Below are 23,283 nucleotides of genomic sequence, written 5' to 3'. Positions count from 1 at the left end.
AAACACCCTTCCCGCCCCCACTCCGCCCAAATCATCTCCACTCCGCCCAAATCATCCCCACTCCGCCCAAATCCCCTCTCCCACCGGGAGAGGGAAAGGGTGAGGGTGTCGGATGTACCCGGGTTCCCACCCACTCACGGATCCCAGCATGTGACCCACCGCACACGGATTTGGGACACGGTGACAGATACCCTCACCCCGACCCTCTCCCGAAGGGAGAGGGAGGGATGAGCGAGTGGCGGGAGGGATGGACAGAAGGCCTCACATCGCGGGCAGGCGTTCCGCGGAAGCCTCCCGCGGCTCCTCCTTCTCCTTGCCGAGGCACTCGGCCTTGATGGAGCACCCGTTGGTGCCGCAGACGCCGCCGTCCTGCAGATCGAAGCGCCAGCGGTGGCGGGGGCACACGAGGTAGCGCCCCTCCTCCACCCAGCCCTCGCGCAGATCAGCGCCCTGGTGCGGGCAGTAGCGGTTGACGGCGTAGCGCTGTCCGCCGGCGGTGACCACGGTGCGCTCCTGGCGCGACTCGGTGGCCAGCGTGTTGTCACACATGGCGCGCAGATCCTCGATCTCGGCGGCGAGGAAGTTGTGCAGGCTGGTGTCGTAGACATCCGGCGTACGCGAGGCCCGGAAGCGGAACGACAGCAGGAAGTCCTCCCAGTTCAGCTTGCGATCCAGCACGCGCACGATGTCCGCCGCGCTCGCGAGGAACACGTACCGGCTCAGGTCACGCACCTCGCTGACCACTTCCACCCGGCACGAGCGGAAGTCCACGCGGATGAGCTGCCCGGGCAGCTCGATGAGCCCCATGTACAGGGGCATCATCACCCGGTCCGCCAGCGAGAAGGCGTCCAGCTTCTGCTGCATCTCCTCGCGCAGCCGCAGGTGGATGCGATCCACCTCCTCGAGCATCAAGTTGCGCCGCCGCTCGCGGAAGACGCGTGTCTGGAGCGCGGCGTAGGAGCGCAGGTACTGCGAGACGTTCTCCTCGGTGACGCGCTCGGGCGCCAGCGACACCATGTCCCCGATGCCCGCGTCGAGCACGTCTCCGGGCATGGGCTCCAGGAGGCGCGGCGTCCGTCCCGCCAGCCGGTGCTGGAGGAAGGTGAAGAGCTTCCGAGGCACGGGGGAAGATGTTCACCGGCTCGAGGTTGATGTGGAAGAGCGACGGATCCAGGAAGCACGCGGGGCCGGCCGAGGCCAGGTAGGCCCGGGGCTGGACCGTCTCCATGGCGCGCGCCACCGCCTCGAACTTGCTGGCCCGCTTCTGCCGCGAGTGCTCGGCGTACACCTCGCGCGAGTAGTCGTAGCTGGTGGGGTGCCAGATGGCGCCCGAGAACTGGGCCGTGAAAACGTCGATAGGCCCCTCCTCCGCGACGACGGCCTGCAGCCGATCATGGATCTTGCAGTCGTTGAGGTTGAGGAAGCACTGCCCGTCGGCCTGGACCAGCAGCGCCGAGTCCCGGTTGGTGCCCGAGTCGGTCAGGTAGAGCTTCAGGTAGCCGCCCTTGAAGGGCACCTCCTGCGAGTCCTCGCAGGTGATGATGCGTTTGGCTCCATAGGCCACGAAGTCGTCCCGGAGCGCCGTGCGGCGGAAGCGGCCGATAACGACGGTGAAGTCCCTCTTCGTCAGGGTGCGCAGGAAATCGGGATCGTAGTGATCCTTGTGCTCGTGGCTGATGTAGAGGAAGCGCTCCTTGGGCGAGTGCTCCAACTTCTCGCGCACCATGGGCGCGAGGTCATGGTTGCGCGGAAATTGCATCCATGCCGAGTCGAATGCACCCTGAGGGGACAACCACGGGTCGGCGACCACCAGGGCATGGTGGGTTTCGATCAGAAATCCAGCGTGCCCAAGGAACGTGATCTGCATGGAAGGATCCCCCGCGAGGTCCGGGCCCCACGGACGAAGCCCGGAGTGATGCCACCGGATGTCCGGCTGCACACCCGGTGGAGCCGGAAGGCTGGTGTGGGGGGGCAGTTGCGGCCATCGGCCCCGAAGTACGAGCCCAAGGTCCGGCGGCGAGCAGAAGTCTCGCACCGTGCATGAAAAAGGCGCGGGGAGGATGGAAACCCCCGCGCCTTTCCCATTATTCAAGGTAGGGTCCGTCCACCTGACCTATTCGGTGATTTCCCGCACGCTCAGCCACTTGAAGTCCACGTCCGAGGCGCTGTCCCAGCGGAAGGTGGCCAGGGGGCCGCCCCAGGTGATGGGCATGGCGTCCACGGAGCCACCGCAGTTCGTGGCATCGCCGCCGATCTGCCCGGAATCCGTCGTGTCGTAGACCTTCTTCCACGTCACCTTGTCGGCATTCTCGTTGAGCCACAGCTCGAGCTTCACCGCGGGCTTCCCGTTGGCGGTGGTGTTCCTCATGATGGACTTGAAGCCCACCCAGCGGCCCTTGAGCGAGCTGGTGCCGGTCTTGTAGGGCACGCTGTCGTAGCTCACGTGCCAGGACTCCTTCTCCCAGCGCACGCGGCCGTCGTAGTGGAGGCCCCCCTTGTACGAGGAGCCCTCGCAGGCCAGCGAGTCGGTGTGGCGGCCACCACGCGCGTACCAGGCGAAGTTGTCGCTCCAGTTGCTGGCGGCGTTCACCTTGACGAAGCCCGTCATCTCCACGTTCTTCCAGTCGTTGGCGGCCTGCATGTAGCCGCGGCCCGCCAGCACGTCCCGGTCATAGGTGGGGATCTTCTTCGAGTCGTAGCCCGTGGAGGTGAGCGCGTGCATGCGCACCTGGCTGCTCTTCATCTTCCAGGAGCCGTCCGCGTTGCGGGTGATGGGGTCCTGGGGATCGAAGCGCGAATCCTTCAGGGCCTCGGCCTTGAGGAACCACGTCTCGCCGCCCGACTTCGTCGGGTAGAGCATCTTCACGCCGAAGACGTCGGTGTCCGCCGCGGGCGCAGGTGCGGGCGCAGGTGCCGGCGCGGGCGCAGGTGAAGGAGTGGGCGTGGGAGCAGGCGCCGGTGCTGGCGCGGGAGCCGGCTCGGGCGTGGGGGTGGGCTCGGGGGTTGGCTCGCTGGGAGCTGGAGTGGGAGCAGGCGTCCCAATCCCCGGACCGTCCGGCAGGTCTCCACCCATGCCATCACCATTGAGGCTGGGGGGCGTCTGCGAGTCCAGGCCCTGTTCCGCCGGACCACAGCCCACGGCCGAGGCCAGGAGGGAGGAGGCGCAGAGGGCGGAGAGAAGTCGGTATCGGATCAACGATGGAATCTCCATGCGAGGGGCCGTGAGGCGGGGAGTCCACCGAGGCGCTCCCGATGGCGAAGGCAGGGCGGCGCGGAGGACTCCACGCCCGCTCTCTCTCCCCTCGCGACCGGCCAGGTGCTCACGAGCCCGGTGGACATTCAGGTCCAGCCGGTTTTGGGGCTCTGAACACAAGGCGACAGTCCATCATCCCGTACCCGGGTCCTGGTGCCGCGCTCGCCAGCCTGGGCTGGAGCCGGAGAGACGAGCGGCCGGTATTCTTCGGTTTTTCCGAAGGGATGAGTGCTGATTACCTATTTGCCGAATGATGGCGAGCCCTTTAATTGATTCAGGTCGGAAGCAGAGCCATCCCAGAGGAGACAACGTCGAAGATGAAGAACCAGATCAAAACGCTCCTGCTGCTCGGCGTGCTGTCGGTGGTGCTCATTGGTATCGGCGCCGCGCTGGGCAAGGGCTTCCTCATTGGCGCGCTGGTGCTGTCGCTGGCGATGAACCTGGGAGCCTATTTCTACTCGGACAAGCTCGTGTTGAGCATGCACGGGGCGCAGGAGGTGAGCCCCCAGGAAGCGCCGGGCCTGCACCGGATGGTGGAGGAGCTGTCCCGGCGGGCGGGCATCCCCAAGCCGCGCGTCTTCCTGATGAACGAGGCGCAGCCGAACGCCTTCGCGACGGGCCGGAATCCGGAGCACGGCGTGGTGGCGGTGACGGCGGGCATCCTGGAGGTGCTCGACGAGCGGGAGCTGCGCGGCGTGCTGGCGCATGAGCTGGCGCACATCAAGAACCGGGACATCCTGGTGTCCACCATCGCGGCGGCGGTGGCCTCGGCGGTGACGTACCTGGCGCACGCGGTGGGCCTGTTCGGCTCGATGTTCCTGGGCCGGGACGAGGACGAGGGCGAGAGCCTCTCGCCGCTTCAGGTGCTGGCACTGGCGCTGGTGGCGCCCATCGCGGCCACGCTCATCCAGATGGGAATCTCGCGCTCGCGCGAGTACCTGGCGGACCAGACGGGCGGGGAGATCTCCGGGGACCCCGAGGCGCTGGCGAGCGCGCTGCGGAAGCTGGAGGCCGGGGCCATGGCGTTGCCGGTGGCGGGACGTCCGGCCACGGCGAGCCTGTTCATCGTGAGCCCCTTCGCGGGAATGCAGAGTATCCTGTCGCTCTTCTCGACGCACCCGAGGACGGAGGAGCGCGTGCGCAGGCTGCACGAGCAGGCTTCGCGGATGCCCGCGGCTCGGGGCTGGAGCGGTGGCGCCCTGCCCTTCGCCCGCTGACGGCATTTCAGATAATTTAGAGAGAAAGACACGAACCCATGGAAATGCAGAGTGTAGGCAGCCCCGCCCTATGGGCGGGGTTCATCATATTCGTGCTGTTGATGCTGGCGCTGGATCTGGGGGTCTTCCACCGCAAGACGCACGAGGTGAAGTTCAAGGAAGCGCTGACGTGGAGCGGTGTGTGGATCTCGCTCGCGCTGGTGTTCAACCTGGGCATCTGGTGGAAGTTCGGGCCCACGCCGGGAATGCAGTTCCTCACCGGCTATCTGATCGAGAAGTCGCTCTCGATCGACAACATCTTCGTCTTCGTCGTCATCTTCTCGGCGCTGAAGATTCCGGCGCTGTACCAGCACCGGGTGCTCTTCTGGGGCATCCTGAGCGCGCTGGTGCTTCGCGCGGCGATGATCTTCGCGGGCGTGGCGATGCTGCAGCGCTTCCACTGGCTCATCTACGTCTTCGGCGCGTTCCTCATCCTCACGGGCGTGAAGCTCTTCCTGCAGCGCAACAAGGAGGAGCATCCGGAGGACGGTGCGGTCATGAAGCTGGCGCGGCGGGTCATCCCCTCGACGCCCCACTTCGACAAGGATCATTTCTTCACGGTGGACAACGGCCGGAAGCTGGCCACGCCGCTGTTCATGGCGCTGGTGCTGGTGGAGCTGACGGACGTGCTCTTCGCGCTCGACTCCATCCCGGCCATCTTCGCGGTGACGACGGATCCCTTCCTCGTCTTCACCTCGAACATCTTCGCCATCCTGGGCCTGCGCTCGATGTTCTTCGTGCTGGCGGGAGCGGTGGAGAAGTTCTCCTACCTGAAGGTGGGCCTGTCCGCGGTGCTGGTGTTCGTGGGCGCGAAGATGGCGCTGATCGACGTGGTGAAGGTGCCGGCCGCGGTCTCGCTGGGTGTCATCGCGCTGCTGCTGGGTGGCTCCATCGTGGCCTCGCTCATGAAGGCGCGGGCGATGGAGCGGGCCGAGGCGGCCAAGGCCGCGGTTCCGGGTGGGCGGCCGGCTCCGGTGGAGTAAGGCCAGAGGGCACGGCCCGGCGTCAGCGGTAACGGCGCCGGGTCCGTGCCTCTGCCTCCCTCGAGGCCCCCCAAAGCGAAAAGGCCGTGAGCCCCTGGGGACTCACGGCCTTTCTCGTGTGGGCGCACCAGGATTCGAACCTGGGACCCCTGCCGTGTGAAGGCAGTGCTCTACCGCTGAGCTATGCGCCCGATTGCGGCCAATCGGGAGTTCGTCGGAGTGGGCGCACCAGGATTCGAACCTGGGACCCCTGCCGTGTGAAGGCAGTGCTCTACCGCTGAGCTATGCGCCCCTGACGAAGCGACGGGCGGGTAAATGCCACCCGCTGTGTTCCCTGTCAACGGCTATTCTCAGGAGATTTCTTCCAGCTTCTCGTCCAGCTCGCGCAGCCGGCGCTTGAGTCCGGAGAGCTTCTTGCCCACCGTCTTGAAGTCGCTCCGGGTCGCGAAACTCAGCGCCCGCATCAGCTCCTCCTGGCCCCGGTCCAGCGCCTGCTTGCCCCGCTGCACCGAGCCCAGCGCCTGGGCCACCGCCATGGCCCGCTTCTCGTCGGCCAGCAGCTTCTCCATCGCCTTCTGCGACACGCCCAGCGCCTGCTTCTTCAGGTTCTGACGAATGCCCATGGCTGCCTGCCCCCCGCTGGCACTTATTGTCCGTCCACGTACTCCGTCTTCAACTCGGCGAAGACGCGATCCGCGATGCCCTTGAACCTCAAGCGCTCGATGAGCTGCTGCAGGTCCCCCTTCACCGCGATGCGCCGCCGCAGCACCGCCTCCACGGGATCCAGGTTCCCCTGGAGGAGCTGCTTCCACACCGTGTAGGGCGCCCGCGCCAGGTAGGCCGGATCGATCTCCTCCAGGTCGTCCGGCTCATCCAGCACGCGCAGCTTCTCGATACGGCCGCCTCGCGGGACCAGGTGCACCACGAAGGCCCGGGCCAGCTTGCCCGGCTCCGCGTCGACGATGACCCCGATCTCTCCCTGCCACCCCTGGGCGGCGAGCGAGCTTCTCCGGATCCGCGTTCACCAGCCGTACCGCCTCCTCACACCACTCCTTCGACGGGAACGTGGCCATGCCGCCGCCTACCCCCTACGGAAGATGCTCTTGACCTTGGAGAACAGCCCACTGCCCTCCTGGTGGGACGACGGCGTGCCCGCCGCCTGTTCGGCCTTCTGGGCCCGCTCCTCGGCCACCCGCGCCAGCTCCTTCTTGAGCAGCTCGGGCGTGTCCCGCGTGGCCAGCTCGATGCGCTTGGGGCCACCCGGCTCCTCGACGATCACCTGCAGCAGGCACTCCTCGTTGAGCCGGAAGTCGATCTTCCGCCCCGCCGACTCCGCCGGCACCCGCAGCGTGCCCAGGTACTCGTTGTCCACCATCAGGTCGCTGTCGCCCTGGAAGATGTCCATCTCGATGAAGGGCGCGCCCGGCTCCCTCGGAGGCGGCAGCCGGAAGCTCTTCACCAGGGGGATGATGGAGTTCTTCTCGATGACGCGGCGCACCCGCCCGTTGGGCAGCGCGTAGCCGATGGGCATGGACACCGCGTCCAGCAGCGTCACCGAGTCGATGGTGCCCAGCGAGTCGGCCAGCAGCGCCGCGCCCAGGGCCACGCACTCGTCCGGGTGCACGCCCTTGCGCGGCGGCTTGCCGAAGTGCTCCTGGATCCGCTGCTGCACCAGCGGCATGCGGCTCTGCCCGCCCACCAGGATGATCTCGTCGATCTCCGAGCGGTTGATGCCCTTCTCCGCCAGGACCCGGTCGCAGATCTCGAACGTGCGATCCACCAGATCCATGGTGAGCGCGTTGAGGTTCTCGCGCGTCAGGGGAATCCGCAGATCCATCGGCTTGCCCTTGCGCTCCTCGATGAAGGGCAGGTCGATGACCACGTTGGGGATGAGCGTGAGGTCGATCTTCGCCGCCTCGGCCGCGTTCTTGATGCGCTGCATGGCGATGGGGCTCTGCGAGAGGTCGACCTTGGTCTCCTCCCAGAACTTCTCGAGCACGTAGTCCATCACCCGGTTGTCGAAGTCGACGCCGCCCAGGAAGGTGTCGCCCCCGGTGGCCAGCACCTCGAAGACGTTGCCCGTCAGGTGCAGCACCGAGACGTCGAAGGTGCCACCGCCCAGGTCGTACACGAGGATCTTCTGATCCAACCCCCGGTTGAAGCCGTAGGCGAGCGCCGCCGCGGTGGGCTCGTTGACGATGCGCTTGACGTTGAAGCCCGCGAGCTTGCCCGCCTCCTTCACCGCCTGGCGCTGGCTGTCCGTGTAGTACGCCGGCACGGAGATGACGGCCTCGTCGATGGGGCCACCCAGGAACTGCTCGGCGATCGTCTTGAGCTGCTTGAGGATGAAGCTGGAGACCTCGGGCAGCGTGTAGATGCGCCCGCCCAGCGACACCGCCGCGTCACCGTCCGGGGCCTCGACGATGTCGTACTTCAAGTAGCCCTTCAGGTCGTCGACGACCTTCGACTGGTACTTGCGGCCGATGAGGCGCTTGGTCCCGTAGAGCGTGTTCTTCGGGTTGGTGACCATCTGATCCTTGGCCACGCCACCCACCAGCAGCTCGCCCTTGCCGGACAGCGCCACCACCGAGGGCAGGACCAGGTTGCCTCGGTCCGTGGGGACGATCTTCGGGATGCGGTTCTTCACGGACGCGACCAGGGTGTTGGTCGTTCCCAGATCTATCCCGATGATGCGAGGTCTATCCGCCATGATGGAGAACCCCTCTGTATCACGTCAGGAGCCGGGTTGCGCAGTTCTCGTCTCGACGATGAGCCGGTCATAGGGCGCCTCCTCGCCCGCCGGCAGCTCCTCGATGAAGCGGGAAAGCCGGAGGATCGCCCGCTCGCCTCCTCGCAGTACCGCGGAGATCGGGTAGCACAACGCCAGCTCATCCTTCGCCCGGGTGGCCGCCACGTAGAAGAGCCGGCGCTCCTCTTCCTCCTCGTCCGGCGTCTGGGCCGCCCCAGGCAGCGGGAAGCGGCCCTCGGCCAGCGAGATGACGAAAACCGCCTGCCATTCCAGGCCCTTGGATTGGTGCACGGTGGAGAGCGTGAGGCTCTCCGCCGGGGGCTCGCCCGTCGCTTCCCGAGCCGAGAATTCGGCCACCAGGGCGATTTCCGACAGGAAGCGCGGCAGCTCCTCGAAGCGCGCCGCGAACTCCGCCAGCCGCCGGATGTCGTCCTCGCGCCGCTCCTCTTCCGGGAACTCCGTCCGCAGGTACTCGGCGTAGCCTCCCGCGAGGATGTCCTGGATCATCTGCCCCGGTGTCAAATTCGACCCAGGGGCCCCCAGCCGCGCCAGGAGTTGGATCAGCCGGCCGAAACCCGGGGCGGCCTTCCGGGGAAGCTCGCCTGGATTTCGGGGCGGGCCAGGCCCTCCACGAGGGACAGCTCCGGAGGCAGGGCGAGCAGTGCCTCCCAGAGGGCCTCGGCCTTGGCCGGACCGATGCCGGGCACCAGCTTGACGATGCGCTTGAGGGCCAGCTCGTCGCGCGGATTGCCCGCCAGCCGCAGGTGGGCGAGCACGTCCTTCACGTGGATCTGCTCGAAGAAGCGCACGCCCGAGCGCACCCGGAAGGGGATGCCCCGGCGGACCAGCTCGAGCTGCAGCTCGAGGGAGTGGCTGTGAGCGCGGTAGAGCACCGCCATCTGCTCCAGCGGCATGCCTCCGTCACGCAGCTCGAGCACCCGCTGGGCCACGAAGGCGGCCTGCTGATCCAGGTCCAGGGTGGACACCAGCACCGGCACCGGCCCCGGGGGACGCGAGGAGATGAGCTGCTTGGAGAACTGGCGCTGGTTGAGCGAGATGGAGGCGTTGGCCAGCCGGAGGATCTCCGGCGTCGAGCGGTAGTTGCGGGTGAGCGGGTAGATGCCGCAGCCCGGGTAGCGCTTGGGGAAGTCGATGATGTTGGTGAAGTCCGCGCCCCGGAAGCTGTAGATGGACTGGCAGTCGTCGCCCACCACCGTGAGGTTGCGGCGCTCGCCGACGAGCAGATCCACCAGATCTCCCTGCAACCGGTTGGTGTCCTGGTACTCGTCCACCAGCACGCAGTGGAAGCGCTCCACGAGCTGCTCGCGGATGAGGGGGTTGTCGACGAGCAGCCGCTTGAGCAGCACCAGCAGATCATCGAAATCCATCAGGTGCATGCGCCCCTTGCGCTCGGCGAAGCGGCGCGTCACCGCGAGCACCTCCTCGGCCAGGGGCAGGAACTGCGGCCGGCGCTCCACCAGCACCTTGGCCACCGAGAGCTGCAGGTTGGCGGCCATGGAGACCATGTCCAGCACCACCTCGGCCTTGGGGAAGCGCCGCTCGCGGGGCAGCTTGCGCTCGGCGATGCAGGAGGACATCAGGTCGCGCGCGTCCTCGCGATCCAGCACCGTGAAGTCGCGCGAGAAGCCGATGACCCCCGCGTGCTGGCGCAGCAGCACATGCGCCGCGTGGTGGAAGGTGCCACTGAGCAGCTTGCGCACGTCCGCGAAGGCCCCGGCCAGCTCCTCCACCCGCCGCGTCATCTCCCGCGCGGCCTTGTTGGTGAAGGTGAGCAGCAGCACGCCCTCGGGAGGAATGCCCCGCTCCAGCAGCCGCGCCACCCGGAACGTCAGCGTGCGCGTCTTGCCCGAGCCCGCACCCGCGATGACCAGCACCGGCCCCTCCCCCGCCTCCACCGCCAGCAACTGCTCCTCGTTGAGCAACCGCTCATAATCGATGCGCGGCGAGGAAGCCGCCGTCGCGGCGTTCAGCGTGTACGTGCGGGTGGCCATGGAAGGCTCACTCTACTGGTCGGTCTGACCTGTCGGATCGGATGGGTCTCCCCTCGGAGAGAATACCTGTTCAGTGGGTCTGGAGCGCCGTGAGCCGGGCGGCGGCCTCGGCGCGGACCTCCGGGGAGGGATCCCTCTCCCGGGCCACCTCGAGCAGCAGCGGCGCCAGCTTCGGCAGCTTCGTCCCCACCGCGCGCAGCGCCTCGCGGCGCTCGGACACACCGCTCTCCAGGCGCTCGCGCACCGCGTCGTCTCCACACGTGCGCGCCCCGGGCGATCGCTCGCGCAGCAGCAGCTCCGCGTCCGCCAGCCGCGCCTCCGCCAGCTTCAGTGCCTCCGATGCCGTGATCGCGAAGCCGTCCAGGTCCTCGGGGAACTCGGTGTTCGTCTTCCGGGCCCGGGCAATGGCCTCCGACGCGATGCGCGCGTTGTCCACCGCCGCGCAGAGCTGCCGCGCCGCCGCCAGGGGCACGTTCCCCTCGGGGGAGATCGACTCCTCGCGCGCCACCCGCAGTGCCCACAGCGCCAGTTGCCGCGCCGCCACCGCCGCCGAGAAGGACTGGCGCCGCTCCTCACGGAGCTGCACCCAGCGCCGCAGCACCACCGGGTCCGGATCCTCCGGCATGAAGGCCCGCTGGTACTCGGTGGACGCCTCGCCCAGCCGCCCCGAGAGGTCCAACAGCGCCGCCATGGACAGGTACAGCTCCGGGCTGCCCGCCTTCTCGCGCAGCGACTCCAGCCGCACCGCCACCTCGTAGTCCGCCACCGGCTTGGGCAGCGCGGCCAGCACCGTCCGCAGCCCGTCCAGCGCCCGCTGCCGCACGAGCGGGTTGCGCCCCGCGCGGAACGTCTCCAGCAGGGGATCCACCGCCTTCACCGACACGTGCTGGCCCAGCTCCTCCGCCGCCTGCCACCGGTCCATCGGGTCCGGCGACAGCAGCGCGCTGCGCAGATCCTCGATGCTCCGCAGGTAGTGCCCCACCTGCGCGGACTGGGCCAGGGGCTCGGGGCTGCGCAGCGCCACGCGCTCGGCACGGGCCCGCGCCAGGCGCGCCGGGAAGGCCTTCAGCTTCGGCCCCAGCGGGTGCCCCGCCACGCGCGCCTCCGCCTCCTCCAACAGCCCCGAGACGAGCAGCCCCTCCACCTCCAGCTCCAACAGCCGCACCTTCGCCTGCTCGCGGTAACGCCCCGCCTGGAAGTCCCGCAGGTACGCGAAGAGCTGCCCCGCCCCGGCCGCCTCCGCCCGCGCGAAGCTCTCGTCATCCAGCCGCGACTCCACCTGCAGGCGCCGCGGATCATCCGGCGACTCGCGCAGGTACTCGCGAAGCTGCTGCGTGTCCTTCGTCGTGGACACCTCCTTCAGCTCCGCCTCCTTCAAGAGCCGCTGCGCCTCCTCGCGCTGCGCCCCGTCCGGATGATCCCTCAGGAACTGCCGCAACGCCGCCGCCGTGCCCGCCTCCTTCGCCGCGTTGAAGCGCAGGCCCTCCAGCAGCGCCCGGGCCGCCCGCGCCTGCGGTGCCTCCGGGTTCGCCTCCAGGAAACGCTTGTAGGCCAGCACCGTGTGCAGCTTCGAGGCCTCCTCGAACTCCAGCTCGGTGACGCGCACCTCGATGGCCTCGGCGTCGTCTCCCACGGGGTACTCGCGCAGGAAGGCGCGGTAGGCCTCCAATGTGTCGGCGTCCCGCGCCCGCTGGTACGCCCGGGGCGCGCCACAGCCGGTCAGCAGCAACAGCAGGGAGAGGGCTCGGAGCTTGCGCATCACCGCAGAATTACCACCACGCCCCGGGGTGAAAAACCCAAGCCTCCACGTCTGCCTGGTTGGGTAGGTTTTTTGACGACACCCCCGGTCGGCCCGACCATCGGCCCTGGACTCGCTACAGGGAGGTCGCGACATGAGGCTCTGCGTGCTGCTCGCCGGACTGCTGGTGATGACCGGATGCGCCACCGGCAGGCCCATGGGCGGGAGCGTGATCGCCCGGAGCTACCGCTACAGCCCGCTGACGCCCGCCGCCGCGCCCAAGGCGCCGCTGAGCGTGGTCGCCGCCCCCTCGCCTGCCCCCCGGAAGCAGGTGCGCCCTCCCCCGCCTACCGCCCGCCGCGAGGACGTGCTGGCCATCGCGAGGGAGCTCGTGGGCAGCCGCAAGGTGAAGGTCGCCGGGCGCACGTGGCCGGATGACTGCACCGGCTTCGTCGAGGGCGTGTACGCCCGCGCCGGGGTCTCCTTCCGCGGCGCCGGGGTGTCCGGGGACAACGGCGTCACCGCGCTCTACCGCTATGCCCGGGACCATGGCCGCGTGTTCACCCGGGGCAAGCCGAAGCCGGGGGACCTCGTGTTCTTCCGCGAGACGTATGACCAGAACCGCGACGGGCGCCGCAACGACGGGCTCACCCACGTGGGGCTGGTGGACGAGGTCGCCAGCGATGGCACCGTCGTCGTCATCCACCGGGTGAAGCGGGGCGTGGTGCGCTACCGGATGAACCTCGCGAAGCCGAGCCTGCGGAGGGATCCGCGCACGGGCGAGGTGCTCAACGACATGCTGCGGGTGCCCGGAGCGGGAAAGATGCCCGTGCTGACCGGGCAGCTCTTCGCCTCCTACGGCTCCGTGCTGCCCGAGTCCAAGCCCACGAAGTCCACGGCCGTGGCCCGGCGGTAGACGCCGGGCCCCTGCCCTCGCCCCTCACGCCAGCCGGGCGAGTGACTCCTTCGTGAAGTCCTGCAGCTCGCCGTGGCGATCCTCGCGCACCTTCCGGGCCCACTGGGCATCGGACAGGAGCGCGCGGCCCACCGCCACGAGATCGAACTCCTCGCGCTCCAGACGGCGCAGCAGGTTGTCCAGCGACGCGGGCTTGGAGCTCTCGCCCCGGAAGGCCGCCGTGAACTCGCCGCTCAGCCCCACCGAGCCGACCGTGATCGTCGGCTTGCCGGTGAGCTTCTTGGCCCAGCCAGCGAAGTTGAGCTCCCGAGCCCTCGAACTCCGGCTCCCAGAACCGGCGCTGCGAGCAGTGCAGGATGTCCGTGCCGGCCTCGACGAGCGGCGTGAGCCACGCCGTCATCTCATCGGGCGTCCGGGCGAGCTTGACGGTGAAGTCCTGCTGCTTCCACTGGGACAGGCGCAGGATGATGACCATCTCCTTGCCCACGGCGGCGCGGATGGACTTCACCACCTCGGCGGCGAACCGGGAGCGCTCGGCGAGCGTGGCCCCTCCAAAGGCGTCGGTCCGAGTGTTCGTGCCGGACCAGAAGAACTGGTCGAGCAGGTAGCCGTGCGCGCCGTGGATCTCCACCACGTCGAAGCCCAGCCGCTTCGCGTCCGCCGCCGCCTTGCCGAAAGCGGCGATGGTGTCGGCGATGGCCTCGTCCGTCATCGGCTCGGTGAAGCGCTTGCCCGGAGAGGACAGGCCGGAGGGAGCATCCACCGGAGGCGGCGCGACCCAGGTGCTCATGGGATTGCGCGCCGAGCCCACGTGCCAGAGCTGGGGGCCCATCTTCCCGCCCGCGGCGTGCACCTCGTCGATGACGCGCTTCCAGCCCGCCAGTGCCCGCTCCCCATGGAAGTCGGGCACGTTGGGATCATTCTTGGCCGAGGGCCGGGCCACCACCGTCCCCTCCGAGAGGATGAGGCCCACGTCGCCCTCGGCCCGGCGGCGGTAGTACGCGGCGACCTCGGGCGTGGGGACACCTTCCGGAGAGAACGAGCGCGTCATGGGCGCCATGACGATGCGGTTCTTCAGCGTCAGCGACTTATGGGTGAAGGGGCGGAACAGGGAATCTGCGGCCATCGGGGGGAACTCCGGGGGCGAAGCGTTCAGAAGCCGCTGATTAACCGGTCCGCTTCCCGTGGGCATGGAGAAGTGAGGATCCGTCAGGGCCTCCCGCACAGGGAGTGAAGGGATGGGACTCCCCGAGGGAGGCACCACAACTCGTGGTGCATGACAGTCGCCAGGAGGCCTCGTTGTTCCTCGTGGACGGCTGGGAGATCCTTCCGGGGCGCCGTTCCCCTCCGGCGTGCCCCTGAAGGAGCCGCCACCGATGTCGCTGCGTACTTTCGTGAAGAAGGCCCTGCCCTGGCTCGCGTTCGCCCTGGCGATCGTTGCCCTCGGCTATACGTGGAACTGGGCCCTCGCGAAGGCTTCCGCTCGCCACCGGATGCACCACGCCTTCAGCACCGGCACCACGAAGTACATCCTCGGCCTGTGCCCGAGCACCCCGCTCGTGGACGACATGCCGCTGTGGGCCAGCGACATGCGCGCCCGCTGCCAGGTGAACCAACCCCACTGGGGCAGCGTGGATCAAGGCGCTCCCCCCGAACTCGACCTCGAGAACAGCTCGACGTGGGAATCCATCCAGCTCCTCTCCAGGCTCCTGCTGGAGATCTCCCCGGGCAAGCTGGTGTCACTGGTATCGCTGGTCGTCATCTCGCTGGCGGGAGTCCTGGGCCTGCAACGGCGGGGCTGGCTCGGCCGCCAGGGCCTCACCCTGCGCGTCGCCCGGGGTGCCGCCCTGTCGATGCTCGCCGTCGTCATGTTCGCGCTGAGCGTCTCGCTCGTGCTGCTCGACGAGCAGGAGACGCTGACGATGTGCCAGATCACGGGCAGCACCTACGCCAACCTGCTCTCCATCGACGCGCGCTGCTCGCAACAGACGACGCTGCTGCGCGACACCCAGGCGCTGCTCGAGCAGAAGAAGGACGAGCTGGATGCCCGCGCCCGGGAGCTGGAGGATCTCAAGCAGGAGATCGCCTCGCTGGGCGTGATGCGGGACGCGCTGGGCTCGTTCCAGACGGAGCTGAAGAGTCAGAGCGAGAGCACCCAGCAGCTCATCATGGCCGTCACCGGCGCCACGCTCGAGGGCATCAGCAAGGCGGTGGACCCGCTCCAGAAGGACGTGAAGGGGCTGGATGCGTCGCTCAAGACGGACCTGACGGACTTCAAGAACGGCCTGCGCGGCGAGCTCCAGGGGGACCTGAAGACCCTGGTGCGCGGCGAGCTGAAGGCCGCCCTGAAGGACGAGGGACTCGAGGAGCTCATCCGGCGCGAGGTGCGGGCGGCGGTGCGGGAGGACGTCCGCGCGGTGGTGCGCGGGGAGCTGCAGGACTCCCTGAAGACGGTGGTGGCGGCGAGCCACGTGTCCGCACCGGCGCCCAAGCAGGCGGCGCCTCCGGCCCCCCGGAAGCCCTCGGAGCCCGCCCCCAAGGCCGCGAAGAACACGAGCTACCCCGCCCCCGCCAAATCCGCCGCGCCCGAGGGCAAGAAGCCCACCACAGCGCCCCAGGGCAAGCGCTGACTCAACCCTTCCAGCGGAACGGGAAGGCGAGCTGCTTGAGGAAGCCATCCGGCACGTAATCACCGAGCACGCCGTAATCGCTCGGCCACTCGCGGTCGCTCTTCACCGCGGTGCCAAACAGGTAGTCGAGGAAGGCGTAGTGGGCCGCGTAGTTCCGATCGAGCGCTTCCTGATCCTGGCTGTGATGCCAGTGGTGGAAGTTGGGGGTGACGATCAGATAGCGCAGCGGCCCGAGCCGCACGCTCACGTTGGCGTGGTTGAACACGGCCTGGAAGCCCACCACGACGATGTAGGCGTCAATCACTTCCTTGCTGAAACCGAGCACGTAGATGGGCGCCAGGATCAGCGTGCGGGTGAGCAGCAATTCGAGGATGTGCTGCCGCGAGCCGGCCAACCAGTCCATGCTCTTCGCGCTGTGGTGCACGGCGTGCAGGCGCCAGAGGAAGGGCACCTCGTGGTAGGCGCGGTGCGTCCAGTACTGCACCAGGTCGGCCACCAGGATGATGAGGAACAGCTCCACGAAGAAGGGCAGCTCCTTTACCCATTCCTGCACGCCGCCGCGCACGGCCCAACCAAACAGCTTGTGCACCAGCAGGTTGGTGGCCAGCAGGACGAAGCCCACCACCATGTGGTTGACGATGAAGTGGTGGAAGTCGGTCTGCCACTCGGCGCGGAACACCGCCTGCCGCCGGAGCGGGAACAGCTTCTCGACGAAGATGAAGATCAGGCTCGAGCCCAGCAGATCGAGAATGAACCAGTCCAGGCCGATGTAGGGGGTGTGGTCGGCGAAGTCGTTGACCGGCACCTTGTGCCCTCCCATGAGGGCCGCCACCGCCACCGCCAGGAAGGCCCAGGCCGACAGCCAGCGCACCCGCCCCAGCACGATGTTGCCAAGAGAGATACCGCCCGCGACCACCATGGCCCCGAACAGCACCTGCCGCATCAAGGCCACGTCGTAGCTGCGGCGCAGCTCCGGCGTGGTCAGGTAGGCCGGAAAGTGGAAGGCCAGCACGCCCAGCAGGCAGAGGAGGCCGAGGATCAGGGCGAAGACACCGGAGACGACGCCGACTCCGCGCGGCAGGTGGCCGTGGGACTCGGACAGCCGGTTGAGTTTTTCGAGCATGGAGACCAGACGAGAGGAAGGGCTCCTCGACTATGACAGGGCCCATGGGTGCCCTCCAACTCCTGCGCCAGAACCGCGCGTTCCGCTCCCTGTGGTTCGCGCGCGTCATCTCCTTCGCCGGGGATTCGCTCAGCCTGGTCGCGCTCATGCTCCACGTCGCCAGCACCACGGGCCAGGCCCTCGCCGTCTCCTTGCTGCTGCTCGCCGGTGACTTCGCTCCCGCGCTGTTGAGCCCGCTCACCGGGGCGATCAGCGACCGGTTCAACCTCAAGCGGGTGATGATCTCCTGCGAGCTGCTCCAGGGCGCGCTCCTCCTCCTCATCGCGCTCGCGCTGCCACCCCTGCCGCTGTTGCTGGTGTTGGTGGCGGCCCGTGCGATCGCCGGACACGTGTTCCTCCCCGCCTCCCGCGCGGCGGTGCCGGCCCTCGTGCCCGGCGATACGCTGGAGACCGCGAACTCCACCCTCGGCTTCGGGACGAATGCCTCCGAGGCCCTCGGTCCGCTCCTCGCGGCGGCGCTGTTTCCCCTCGTGGGCATCCGTGGCGTGCTCCTCGCCGACGCCGCTTCGTTCCTCGTCTCGGCGGCGCTGCTGGCCTCGGTTCCCTCGCTGCCGCCCGCTTCCTCCGGGGAGAAGGACCGGCCGTCACTCCTCCAGGACGCGAGGATCGGTCTCGGCTACATCCTGTCCGCCCCCGCCGTCCGGGTCATCGCCCTGGGCTTCTTCGCCGTCGTCATGTTCAACGGCGTCGATGATGTCGCCCTGGTGCTCCTGGCCAAGGACACACTCCACGCCGGTGACTCGGCGGTCGGGCTTCTCCTGGGCGCTGTCGGGCTCGGGCTGCTGGCCGGTTATGCGCTGCTGGCGCGTCATGGCTCGCGCGCATCCATGGTGGTGCTGCTGGTCCTCGGGTTCGCCGTGAGCAGCGTCGGCAACCTCTTCACCGGGCTGGCCTGGGCCGTCTCCGCCGCGTTCGCCATGCAGGCCGTGCGGGGGGCCGGCATCGCGGCCATGGACGTCGCCACCAACACCCTGCTCCAGCGCCTCGTCCCTCCCGAACTGCTCGGCCGCGTCTTTGGCAACCTCTACGGCGCCATTGGCGTCGCCGCCGCGCTGTCCTACGTTGGCGGTGGGCTGTTGCTCGATGCCACCTCGGCCCCGGTGACGTTGGTGATCGCCGGTGCCGGGGGCACGGTGGCCACCCTGCTCACGGCGTTCGCACTCCCGGCCGCGCTACGCCGCCGGGCGCCTTAGGGCGGTTCCTCGCCCGGCGCCTCGTCCGCATCCACTCCCTTCCAGTCCGGAGACTGGACCTGGGAGATGATCTCCCGGGCCTCGGTGAAGCCGGAGTCCAGGGCCAGCGCCTGCTCGAAACACTCCAGCGCCAGGGCGTCCTGCCGCAGGCGCAGGTGGCACATTCCCTGGTTGAAGTACGTGGCCGGATCCAGGCCGCCCACCCGCAGCGAGTGATCGAAGAACGTCAGGGCCTCCGCCGGGCGGTCCATCACGTACAACAACATCCCCAGGTGGAAGGCCAGATCCTCCTCCTCCCCGCCGAGCGGATAGTCCGTCTCCCACACCTGCTGGATGGCCCAGCACACCTCCTGCCGCAGCGGCTCGCTCGCGGACTCGGCCTGGTCCATCCACTCGGAGAAGGCCGCCATCAGCACGCCGGAGTCCCAGCCGCTCCAGCGCAGGACCGCCAGGAGCTCCTCCAACGTCCTCCCCTCGAAGGGCTGCTCCATCCGCTTGAGCAGGGTGGAGTAGTCGTCCGGCCCCGAGCGCTCGATGAACTCCTCGTAGGCCAGCTCCGTCTCGCCATGACCGTCCGGCGGTTGGCCCAGGAGGAAGGCGCCCACGTGCAGGCTCGCGTGGCGGTGGATGGGCCGCAGCACGTGGCCGTCCCGGAGCCGGAAGTACCGGCCGATGGCGTCATAATTCACCATCAGCGAGAAGGCGCCTCCGTGCCGCACCAGACTCACCCCGGACGAGCGATCGCTCAGCTCGTCCTCGCTGGCGTGGCCCTTGTCTCCGGACAGCAGCAGCAGGCGGTCCCCCGCGAGCCGTTGCAACCGGCGCAGGCACCGCAGCGCGCCGGAGGGAAACAGCAACGTCACGTCGTCCAGCCGCTCCCGGTAGTCCTCCAGGATGCCGTCCAGCTCCGCGTCCCCATAGCAGGCGCCCCGCACCTCGTGGTCCTCGAAGGACACCGTCGCCCGCTCCAGGAAGTCCTTCGCTTCCACCTCGGACCCGGGCCGCGGCGAGGAGACGGAGACGAGACACTCGTGGAGCACGCCGTCGCGCAGGGTGAAGGCGTCCTGCGGAAGGCTGTCGAAGAAGTAGTTGGCCACCACCGCGATCGGATTGGCCACCGTGCCCGGCGCCAGGACGGTGCCCGCGCGGCGGAGCACCAGCTCCTCGTCGCGCTCGGCATCGAAGCGGGCCACGTCCAGCAGGCCCTCCTCCAGGAAGGGCTGGAGCCGCGGATGGGACAGCCAGAACTCGAGGTTGCGCTCGGACAGGTCCGTCATCACGTACCGGAAGGCCACGTCCCGGAGCTGCGAGCGTGCGTGCAGCCGGCGGAAGGCCTCCAGGAAGTGGAAGGCGAAGCGCCCCGTCCCGGCCCCGAGCTCGAGGAGATAGAAGGGCTGGCCCGGCTCCGGCGCCGCGAGCCGTCCTGTCTCTCCCCGGGACGCCGCGCACCAGTCCCGCATCCAGCCGAGCACCACCTGCGCATAGGCCCGGCTGATGACGGGGTTGCTGGTGATGAAGTTGGGGATATGTGCCTGGCGCCAGGCTTCGATGCCCTGCTGCTCGTAGAAGGCCCGCTGGCACCTCCACAGCAGGGAGCGCGACAGGCGTTGGTTTTGTTCGAGCACGAACCGGGGCGGATCCACCCGGGGCACCGTCCCACCTGCGGTGGGGAGCGTCAAGCGAGACGACGGGAGAGGGGCCCTGCCGCGCCCCTCTCCCCCACTGCTACGACGACGAGGGCACCCGGGCCGTGCGATCCCACGCGGCCCGCTGCGTGTTGCGCAGGAACCGCCAGAAGCCCACGACGATCGCCAGGTTCATCGTCACGAAGTAGTAGGCCACCGAGGCCACCCTGCGCGCCGAGCCCTTCAGCAGCCCCTTCTTCCCCAGGTACGCCAGCGCGTAGAACAGCACCTGCCCCGCCAGCGTCAGCTTGTAGAGAGGGCTGCTCAGCAGGAAGAGGTTGGCCACCAGCGCCAGCGCCATCAGCGCCGGAGCGCACCAGCGCAGCAGCTTGTGCGACCAGAACGCGAACGCCGGGAAGCCCGACAGCGGCGAGAGCAGCCCCGGCACCATCCTCAGGCTCTGGAAGTTGCCCGCCGCGATGCGCGCGCGCCGGCCGAACTCCTTGTCGTAGTCCTCCGTCGTCTCCTCGTGCGCCACCGCCTCGGGCTCGTAGACGACCTTGTAGCCCTTCTCGAGAATCCGCAGCGGAATCACGAAGTCGTCCACGATCGTCGACGGCGGCAGCGCGTTGAACAGCGAGCGCCGGATGGCGTACAGGCCCCCGTTCGCCCCCACCACCGCACCCCGCTTGCCCTCGTAGAACTTGATGAGCGACTCGTAGGTCCAGTACGTGCTCTCCTCGTACTCGGCCTTCGTCGGGTTGTAGAGCCGCAGCTGCCCGCACACCGCCCCCACCTCGGGGTCCTCGAAGTGCCGCACCAGCCGCTGCACCGCCTCCGGCTCGATCATCGTGTTCGCGTCCGAGAGCAGCACGATGTCGCCCTTGGCCATCGGGATGCACCGGTTGAGCACCGACGTCTTGCCCCCGCGCGGCGCCGCGGACAGCCGCACCCGCTCGTCCGTGCACTGCTGCACCCGCTCATCCGTCCCGTCCGTCGAGCCGTCCGAGCCGATCAGCACCTCGAAGCGCTGCGCCGGATAGTCCAGCGCCAGACTGTTGCGCAGCTTCTCGTCGATGCAGCTCGCCTCGTTGTAGGCCGCCACCACCAGGCTCACCCGGGGCAGCTCGCTCGCCTGCTGCCCATCCCTGCGCCGGTTCGCCCCCGAGCGCATGTAGCGCACGTTGTGCAGCACCTGCGCCACCCCATCCAGGGCGAACAGCACCACCGGGTAGAGAAAGTACGTGTGCACCAACAACACCGCGGCACACCAGAACACCAGCTCCGCCATCACCCCTGCCTCCCCGACCGTCCACACGTTGGTCCGGACACGTTGACCCAGGCCACGGCAAAGCAAGGCACATACCGCTGCCCGGAAGGGCACCTGTCCTCCGGGGCGAGATCGCAAGCGCCTGGATCAGGCCGGGAAGTGGGAAACTCTTTTCCCTCCCAGGGGGCAGGAATTACACCCCCGGGTCAGGGGGCGGGGCTGGCCTCGGCCGGGGGCGCCGCCGGGGTCTCCTGCCCGGGGGCCTGCGTGGCCTCGGGAGAAGTGGACTCGGGGGCCGGGGTGGGCTCGGGAGCGGGGGTGGGCTCGGGAGCCGGCGGGGTCTTGGGCTCCGCCGCCTGCCGCTCCAACTCCTCGGCGTGCACATGGAGCTGCTGGGCCAGCTCGTGCTTGGGGTTGAGGGTGATGACGGTGTCCAGCAGCGTCCTGGCGGTGGCCGGATCCTTGCGCATCAGGGCGATGCGCGCCTCCAGCATGTAGACGCGCAGGAAGGTACTGTCCGCCTCGCGCATGCCCGTCAGCGACCGGAGGGCCCCGTCGACATAGGCCGCCTCGGGGTTGGCGGAGTTGAGCACGAACTCGGCGATGGTCAGCGCGCTCCAGTCGCGCAGCCCCGCCTGGGCGAGCTGCACGGCCAGGGTGAGGGACTCGCTCGCGCCCATGACGCCCGTCATCAGGGCACGGGCCCGGAGACGCGACAGGGCCGGCTCCGGATCCTCCTTCTCGGGCGCCGACGCGAGCTGCTTCAAGATCTGCACGGCCTCCTTCGAGAGCACCGCGCTGCGCTCCTCGACCGGAGTCAGGGTCCGCTCCAGCTCGCGCAGCTTGTCCTCCAGGTTGTTGGCGCGGCTCTGCCAATCGGCGGGCGTCCGGGCCAACCGGAGGCGGGCGAGCTCGGTCCTCAGCCACTCCGCCTTCTGCCGGTACGTGGCCATCCGGACCTGGGTGTCATCCAGGTGCATGGCGAGCGCGATGCCCACCTCCGCCAGGAGATCGACGCTCTGGGGATTCGTGGCCGACAGGGACTTCAACCGGGAGACGGCCTCTTCCTTCGAGGCCGCGTCGTCCCGCCGCAACAGCGCCAGCGCTTCGTCCCGGGCGGCGCGCGCCTCGGGCGGGAGGGCATGGCTCTTCGAGCGCCAGGCCGGCGAGGTCAGGAACGCCGTCAGGGCGAGCACGAGCACGCCGCTCACGATGAGCAGGAGCCGGCTCTTGCCGCCCGCTTCGGGACGCTTGCCGCGGTTCGCGGCCCTGTGGGCGTTCTCCGCGGCCTGCTCGAGCAGCTCCGGCGGCAGATCCAGGGGCTTGGTCAGGCCCGGCCCCGGCGCCCCCGAGGAGGCCCTGTTCTCGGAAGCGCCCTGCTCCGCCATCAGCTCCTCAAGCGGACGGTTCAACTGGACCAGGATCTCCTCGGGCAGCTCGATGGGCGTCGTCGCGGCGACGGCCACCCTCGGCTCGGACGCTGGCGCGCGAGGAGCCGGGGCCGCGGGAGTCTCCGGCGGCGGGTTCCGGGGCTGCAGTCCCGGAGGCTGCGGAGCCTGACCCAGGGGCAGCTCCGGCACGGCGCCGAACACCTGCGTCGTCCCGGTGGGAGCCGGGCCCGCCGCGGGCCTGGGCGCGGGAGCCAGTTGCGGATTGACGCCGAAGGGCGGCGTCGTCGTCGCGGAGGGCGGCCGGGCCGGCTGGGGACGCGGAGCCGCCGGGGGCTCGGGCTGCTCGGTGCCGAGCATCAGGAACTGCGCCGTGGAGGGAGTCGGCGGCGTGCCCTGCGGTGGGTGCGGCTGCTGCACCGCGCCGAACGCCTGGGTCCCCGTGGGAACGGGAGGAGCCGCACCCGCTGGAGGCTTCGCGGCGGGCGGAGGCCTGGCGGCGGGTGGAGGCGGCTTCGCGGCGGGCGCGGGCTTCGCGGCGGGGGCAGACGCGGGCTTCGCGGCGGCGGGTGCGGACGCGGGCTTCGCGGCGGGCGCGGGCTTCGCGGCGGGAGGCACCGAGGGCACCGCGCCAAACGCCTGCGTGGTCTGGGGGGCCGGAGTCCCCGCGGGTTTGGCCACCGGGGCCATGGGAGACACCGAGGGCACCGCGCCAAACGCCTGCGTGGTGTGGGGAGCCGGAGTCCCGGCCGCGGGCGCCTGGGGCCTGGGGGCCACCGGGGCCATGGGAGGCACCTGGGGCACCGCGCCAAACGCCTGCGTCGACGAGGCGGACGGCGGCGTACCGGCTTGGGGCTCACCGAAGAGCAGCGTGGCGTTCAGGTTCGACTGGGTCGCCGGACGCTTCGGGGCCGTCCCGAACACCTGCGTGGTCTGGGGGGCCGCCTGCCCCGGCGGAGCGGCGATGAAGACGTGGCTGCAACGGGTGCACTGCACCGGTACACCCCCGGGGGGAAGCAACCGGGGGTCGAGCGCGTACTGCATCGAGCACTGGGGGCAGGCGATCTCCACACACGGTATCTACCAC

Annotated in this window: 17 protein-coding genes, 2 tRNA genes and 2 pseudogenes; 5 read left to right on the top strand and 16 right to left on the bottom strand. The window is 69.1% G+C overall.

The annotated features are described in order from the left end of the window. Window positions 1-261: 261 nt before the first annotated feature. The 3 genes and pseudogenes from ACN28I_RS03790 to ACN28I_RS03780 form a co-directional block, all read right to left on the bottom strand. On the bottom strand, window positions 262-1,122 hold the full coding sequence (locus ACN28I_RS03790; protein WP_420940794.1) for a Rieske (2Fe-2S) protein: 861 nt from the start codon (window positions 1,120-1,122) through the stop codon (window positions 262-264). 277 nt (window positions 1,123-1,399) lie between these two features. Then, window positions 1,400-1,867, bottom strand: a pseudogene (locus tag ACN28I_RS03785) (MBL fold metallo-hydrolase); the annotation flags it as partial. A 246-nt stretch (window positions 1,868-2,113) separates the two neighbouring features. After that, on the bottom strand, window positions 2,114-3,196 hold the full coding sequence (locus ACN28I_RS03780; protein ID WP_420940793.1) for a carbohydrate-binding protein: 1,083 nt from the start codon (window positions 3,194-3,196) through the stop codon (window positions 2,114-2,116). A gap of 374 nt (window positions 3,197-3,570) precedes the next feature. Between ACN28I_RS03780 and ACN28I_RS03775 the strand changes: the two genes are divergently transcribed. Together ACN28I_RS03775 and ACN28I_RS03770 are read left to right on the top strand one after the other, a co-directional pair. Continuing rightward, window positions 3,571-4,470 (top strand): zinc metalloprotease HtpX, encoded by a 900-nt coding sequence (locus ACN28I_RS03775; protein WP_420940792.1) that lies wholly within the window; start codon window positions 3,571-3,573, stop codon window positions 4,468-4,470. A gap of 38 nt (window positions 4,471-4,508) precedes the next feature. Further along, window positions 4,509-5,492, top strand: a complete 984-nt coding sequence (locus ACN28I_RS03770) for a TerC family protein (protein ID WP_420940791.1) — start codon at window positions 4,509-4,511, stop codon at window positions 5,490-5,492. A 119-nt stretch (window positions 5,493-5,611) separates the two neighbouring features. Here the strand turns inward: ACN28I_RS03770 and ACN28I_RS03765 are convergent. The 8 genes from ACN28I_RS03765 to ACN28I_RS03730 all read right to left on the bottom strand — a co-directional run bounded on the left by ACN28I_RS03765 (window position 5,612) and on the right by ACN28I_RS03730 (window position 12,012). After that, window positions 5,612-5,683, bottom strand: a tRNA-Val gene (locus ACN28I_RS03765). A 29-nt stretch (window positions 5,684-5,712) separates the two neighbouring features. After that, a tRNA-Val gene (locus tag ACN28I_RS03760) sits at window positions 5,713-5,784 on the bottom strand. A gap of 58 nt (window positions 5,785-5,842) precedes the next feature. Continuing rightward, window positions 5,843-6,115 (bottom strand): hypothetical protein, encoded by a 273-nt coding sequence (locus tag ACN28I_RS03755; RefSeq protein WP_420940790.1) that lies wholly within the window; start codon window positions 6,113-6,115, stop codon window positions 5,843-5,845. 23 nt (window positions 6,116-6,138) lie between these two features. Continuing rightward, window positions 6,139-6,417, bottom strand: a complete 279-nt coding sequence (locus ACN28I_RS03750) for an SCP2 sterol-binding domain-containing protein (protein WP_420940789.1) — start codon at window positions 6,415-6,417, stop codon at window positions 6,139-6,141. 156 nt (window positions 6,418-6,573) lie between these two features. Continuing rightward, on the bottom strand, window positions 6,574-8,202 hold the full coding sequence (locus ACN28I_RS03745) for an Hsp70 family protein (protein WP_420940788.1): 1,629 nt from the start codon (window positions 8,200-8,202) through the stop codon (window positions 6,574-6,576). Window positions 8,203-8,226: 24 nt separating this feature from the next. Beyond that, entirely contained in the window at window positions 8,227-8,748 is a 522-nt protein-coding gene (locus ACN28I_RS03740) for a 3'-5' exonuclease (protein WP_420940787.1), read from the bottom strand. Window positions 8,749-8,801: 53 nt separating this feature from the next. Then, window positions 8,802-10,253, bottom strand: coding sequence for an ATP-dependent helicase (locus ACN28I_RS03735; RefSeq protein WP_420940786.1), 1,452 nt, complete (start codon window positions 10,251-10,253; stop codon window positions 8,802-8,804). A gap of 70 nt (window positions 10,254-10,323) precedes the next feature. Further along, on the bottom strand, window positions 10,324-12,012 hold the full coding sequence (locus ACN28I_RS03730; RefSeq protein WP_420940785.1) for a HEAT repeat domain-containing protein: 1,689 nt from the start codon (window positions 12,010-12,012) through the stop codon (window positions 10,324-10,326). A 133-nt stretch (window positions 12,013-12,145) separates the two neighbouring features. Between ACN28I_RS03730 and ACN28I_RS03725 the strand changes: the two genes are divergently transcribed. Further along, entirely contained in the window at window positions 12,146-12,907 is a 762-nt protein-coding gene (locus tag ACN28I_RS03725) for a CHAP domain-containing protein (protein ID WP_420940784.1), read from the top strand. Window positions 12,908-13,400: 493 nt separating this feature from the next. Here the strand turns inward: ACN28I_RS03725 and ACN28I_RS03720 are convergent. Beyond that, a pseudogene (locus ACN28I_RS03720) lies at window positions 13,401-13,967 on the bottom strand (12-oxophytodienoate reductase); the annotation flags it as partial. 316 nt (window positions 13,968-14,283) lie between these two features. On the opposite strand from ACN28I_RS03720, the gene ACN28I_RS03715 reads away from it, so the two are divergent. Beyond that, the gene (locus ACN28I_RS03715; protein ID WP_420940783.1) at window positions 14,284-15,537 is read left to right on the top strand and encodes a hypothetical protein; all 1,254 of its coding nucleotides are present in this window, start codon (window positions 14,284-14,286) and stop codon (window positions 15,535-15,537) included. A gap of 1 nt (window position 15,538) precedes the next feature. Here the strand turns inward: ACN28I_RS03715 and ACN28I_RS03710 are convergent, their stop codons facing one another. Continuing rightward, window positions 15,539-16,660, bottom strand: coding sequence for a sterol desaturase family protein (locus ACN28I_RS03710; protein ID WP_420940782.1), 1,122 nt, complete (start codon window positions 16,658-16,660; stop codon window positions 15,539-15,541). A gap of 44 nt (window positions 16,661-16,704) precedes the next feature. Between ACN28I_RS03710 and ACN28I_RS03705 the strand changes: the two genes are divergently transcribed. Then, window positions 16,705-17,913, top strand: coding sequence for an MFS transporter (locus tag ACN28I_RS03705; RefSeq protein WP_420940781.1), 1,209 nt, complete (start codon window positions 16,705-16,707; stop codon window positions 17,911-17,913). On the opposite strand, the gene ACN28I_RS03700 is transcribed toward ACN28I_RS03705, so the two are convergent. The 3 genes from ACN28I_RS03700 to ACN28I_RS03690 all read right to left on the bottom strand — a co-directional run bounded on the left by ACN28I_RS03700 (window position 17,910) and on the right by ACN28I_RS03690 (window position 23,267). Next, window positions 17,910-19,538 carry an SAM-dependent methyltransferase gene (locus ACN28I_RS03700; protein ID WP_420940780.1) on the bottom strand — a complete coding sequence of 543 codons (1,629 nt, stop codon included), beginning with the start codon at window positions 19,536-19,538 and terminating at the stop codon, window positions 17,910-17,912. The genes ACN28I_RS03705 and ACN28I_RS03700 overlap by 4 nt on opposite strands. A gap of 100 nt (window positions 19,539-19,638) precedes the next feature. After that, complete coding sequence (locus ACN28I_RS03695) at window positions 19,639-20,829, bottom strand: glycosyltransferase family 2 protein (protein WP_420940779.1); 1,191 nt, start codon at window positions 20,827-20,829, stop codon at window positions 19,639-19,641. A gap of 185 nt (window positions 20,830-21,014) precedes the next feature. After that, complete coding sequence (locus tag ACN28I_RS03690) at window positions 21,015-23,267, bottom strand: zinc-ribbon domain-containing protein (RefSeq protein WP_420940778.1); 2,253 nt, start codon at window positions 23,265-23,267, stop codon at window positions 21,015-21,017. Window positions 23,268-23,283: the final 16 nt, after the last annotated feature.

Origin of the sequence: Archangium gephyra (assembly GCF_049060025.1) — a bacterium.
GTDB classification, from domain to species: domain Bacteria; phylum Myxococcota; class Myxococcia; order Myxococcales; family Myxococcaceae; genus Archangium; species Archangium gephyra_A.
This window is presented reverse-complemented; position numbering and strand designations above follow the sequence as displayed.

What these genes read in the sequence shown, in the direction of transcription:
- ACN28I_RS03775 (WP_420940792.1), top strand. Translation starts at nt 3,571, where the DNA reads ATGAAGAACCAGATCAAAACGCTCCTGCTGCTCGGCGTGCTGTCGGTG.
- ACN28I_RS03770 (WP_420940791.1), top strand. Translation starts at nt 4,509, where the DNA reads ATGGAAATGCAGAGTGTAGGCAGCCCCGCCCTATGGGCGGGGTTCATC.
- ACN28I_RS03755 (WP_420940790.1), bottom strand. Translation starts at nt 6,115, where the DNA reads ATGGGCATTCGTCAGAACCTGAAGAAGCAGGCGCTGGGCGTGTCGCAG.
- ACN28I_RS03745 (WP_420940788.1), bottom strand. Translation starts at nt 8,202, where the DNA reads ATGGCGGATAGACCTCGCATCATCGGGATAGATCTGGGAACGACCAAC.
- ACN28I_RS03740 (WP_420940787.1), bottom strand. Translation starts at nt 8,748, where the DNA reads ATGATCCAGGACATCCTCGCGGGAGGCTACGCCGAGTACCTGCGGACG.
- ACN28I_RS03735 (WP_420940786.1), bottom strand. Translation starts at nt 10,253, where the DNA reads ATGGCCACCCGCACGTACACGCTGAACGCCGCGACGGCGGCTTCCTCG.
- ACN28I_RS03730 (WP_420940785.1), bottom strand. Translation starts at nt 12,012, where the DNA reads ATGCGCAAGCTCCGAGCCCTCTCCCTGCTGTTGCTGCTGACCGGCTGT.
- ACN28I_RS03725 (WP_420940784.1), top strand. Translation starts at nt 12,146, where the DNA reads ATGAGGCTCTGCGTGCTGCTCGCCGGACTGCTGGTGATGACCGGATGC.
- ACN28I_RS03715 (WP_420940783.1), top strand. Translation starts at nt 14,284, where the DNA reads ATGTCGCTGCGTACTTTCGTGAAGAAGGCCCTGCCCTGGCTCGCGTTC.
- ACN28I_RS03710 (WP_420940782.1), bottom strand. Translation starts at nt 16,660, where the DNA reads ATGCTCGAAAAACTCAACCGGCTGTCCGAGTCCCACGGCCACCTGCCG.
- ACN28I_RS03705 (WP_420940781.1), top strand. Translation starts at nt 16,705, where the DNA reads ATGGGTGCCCTCCAACTCCTGCGCCAGAACCGCGCGTTCCGCTCCCTG.
- ACN28I_RS03695 (WP_420940779.1), bottom strand. Translation starts at nt 20,829, where the DNA reads ATGGCGGAGCTGGTGTTCTGGTGTGCCGCGGTGTTGTTGGTGCACACG.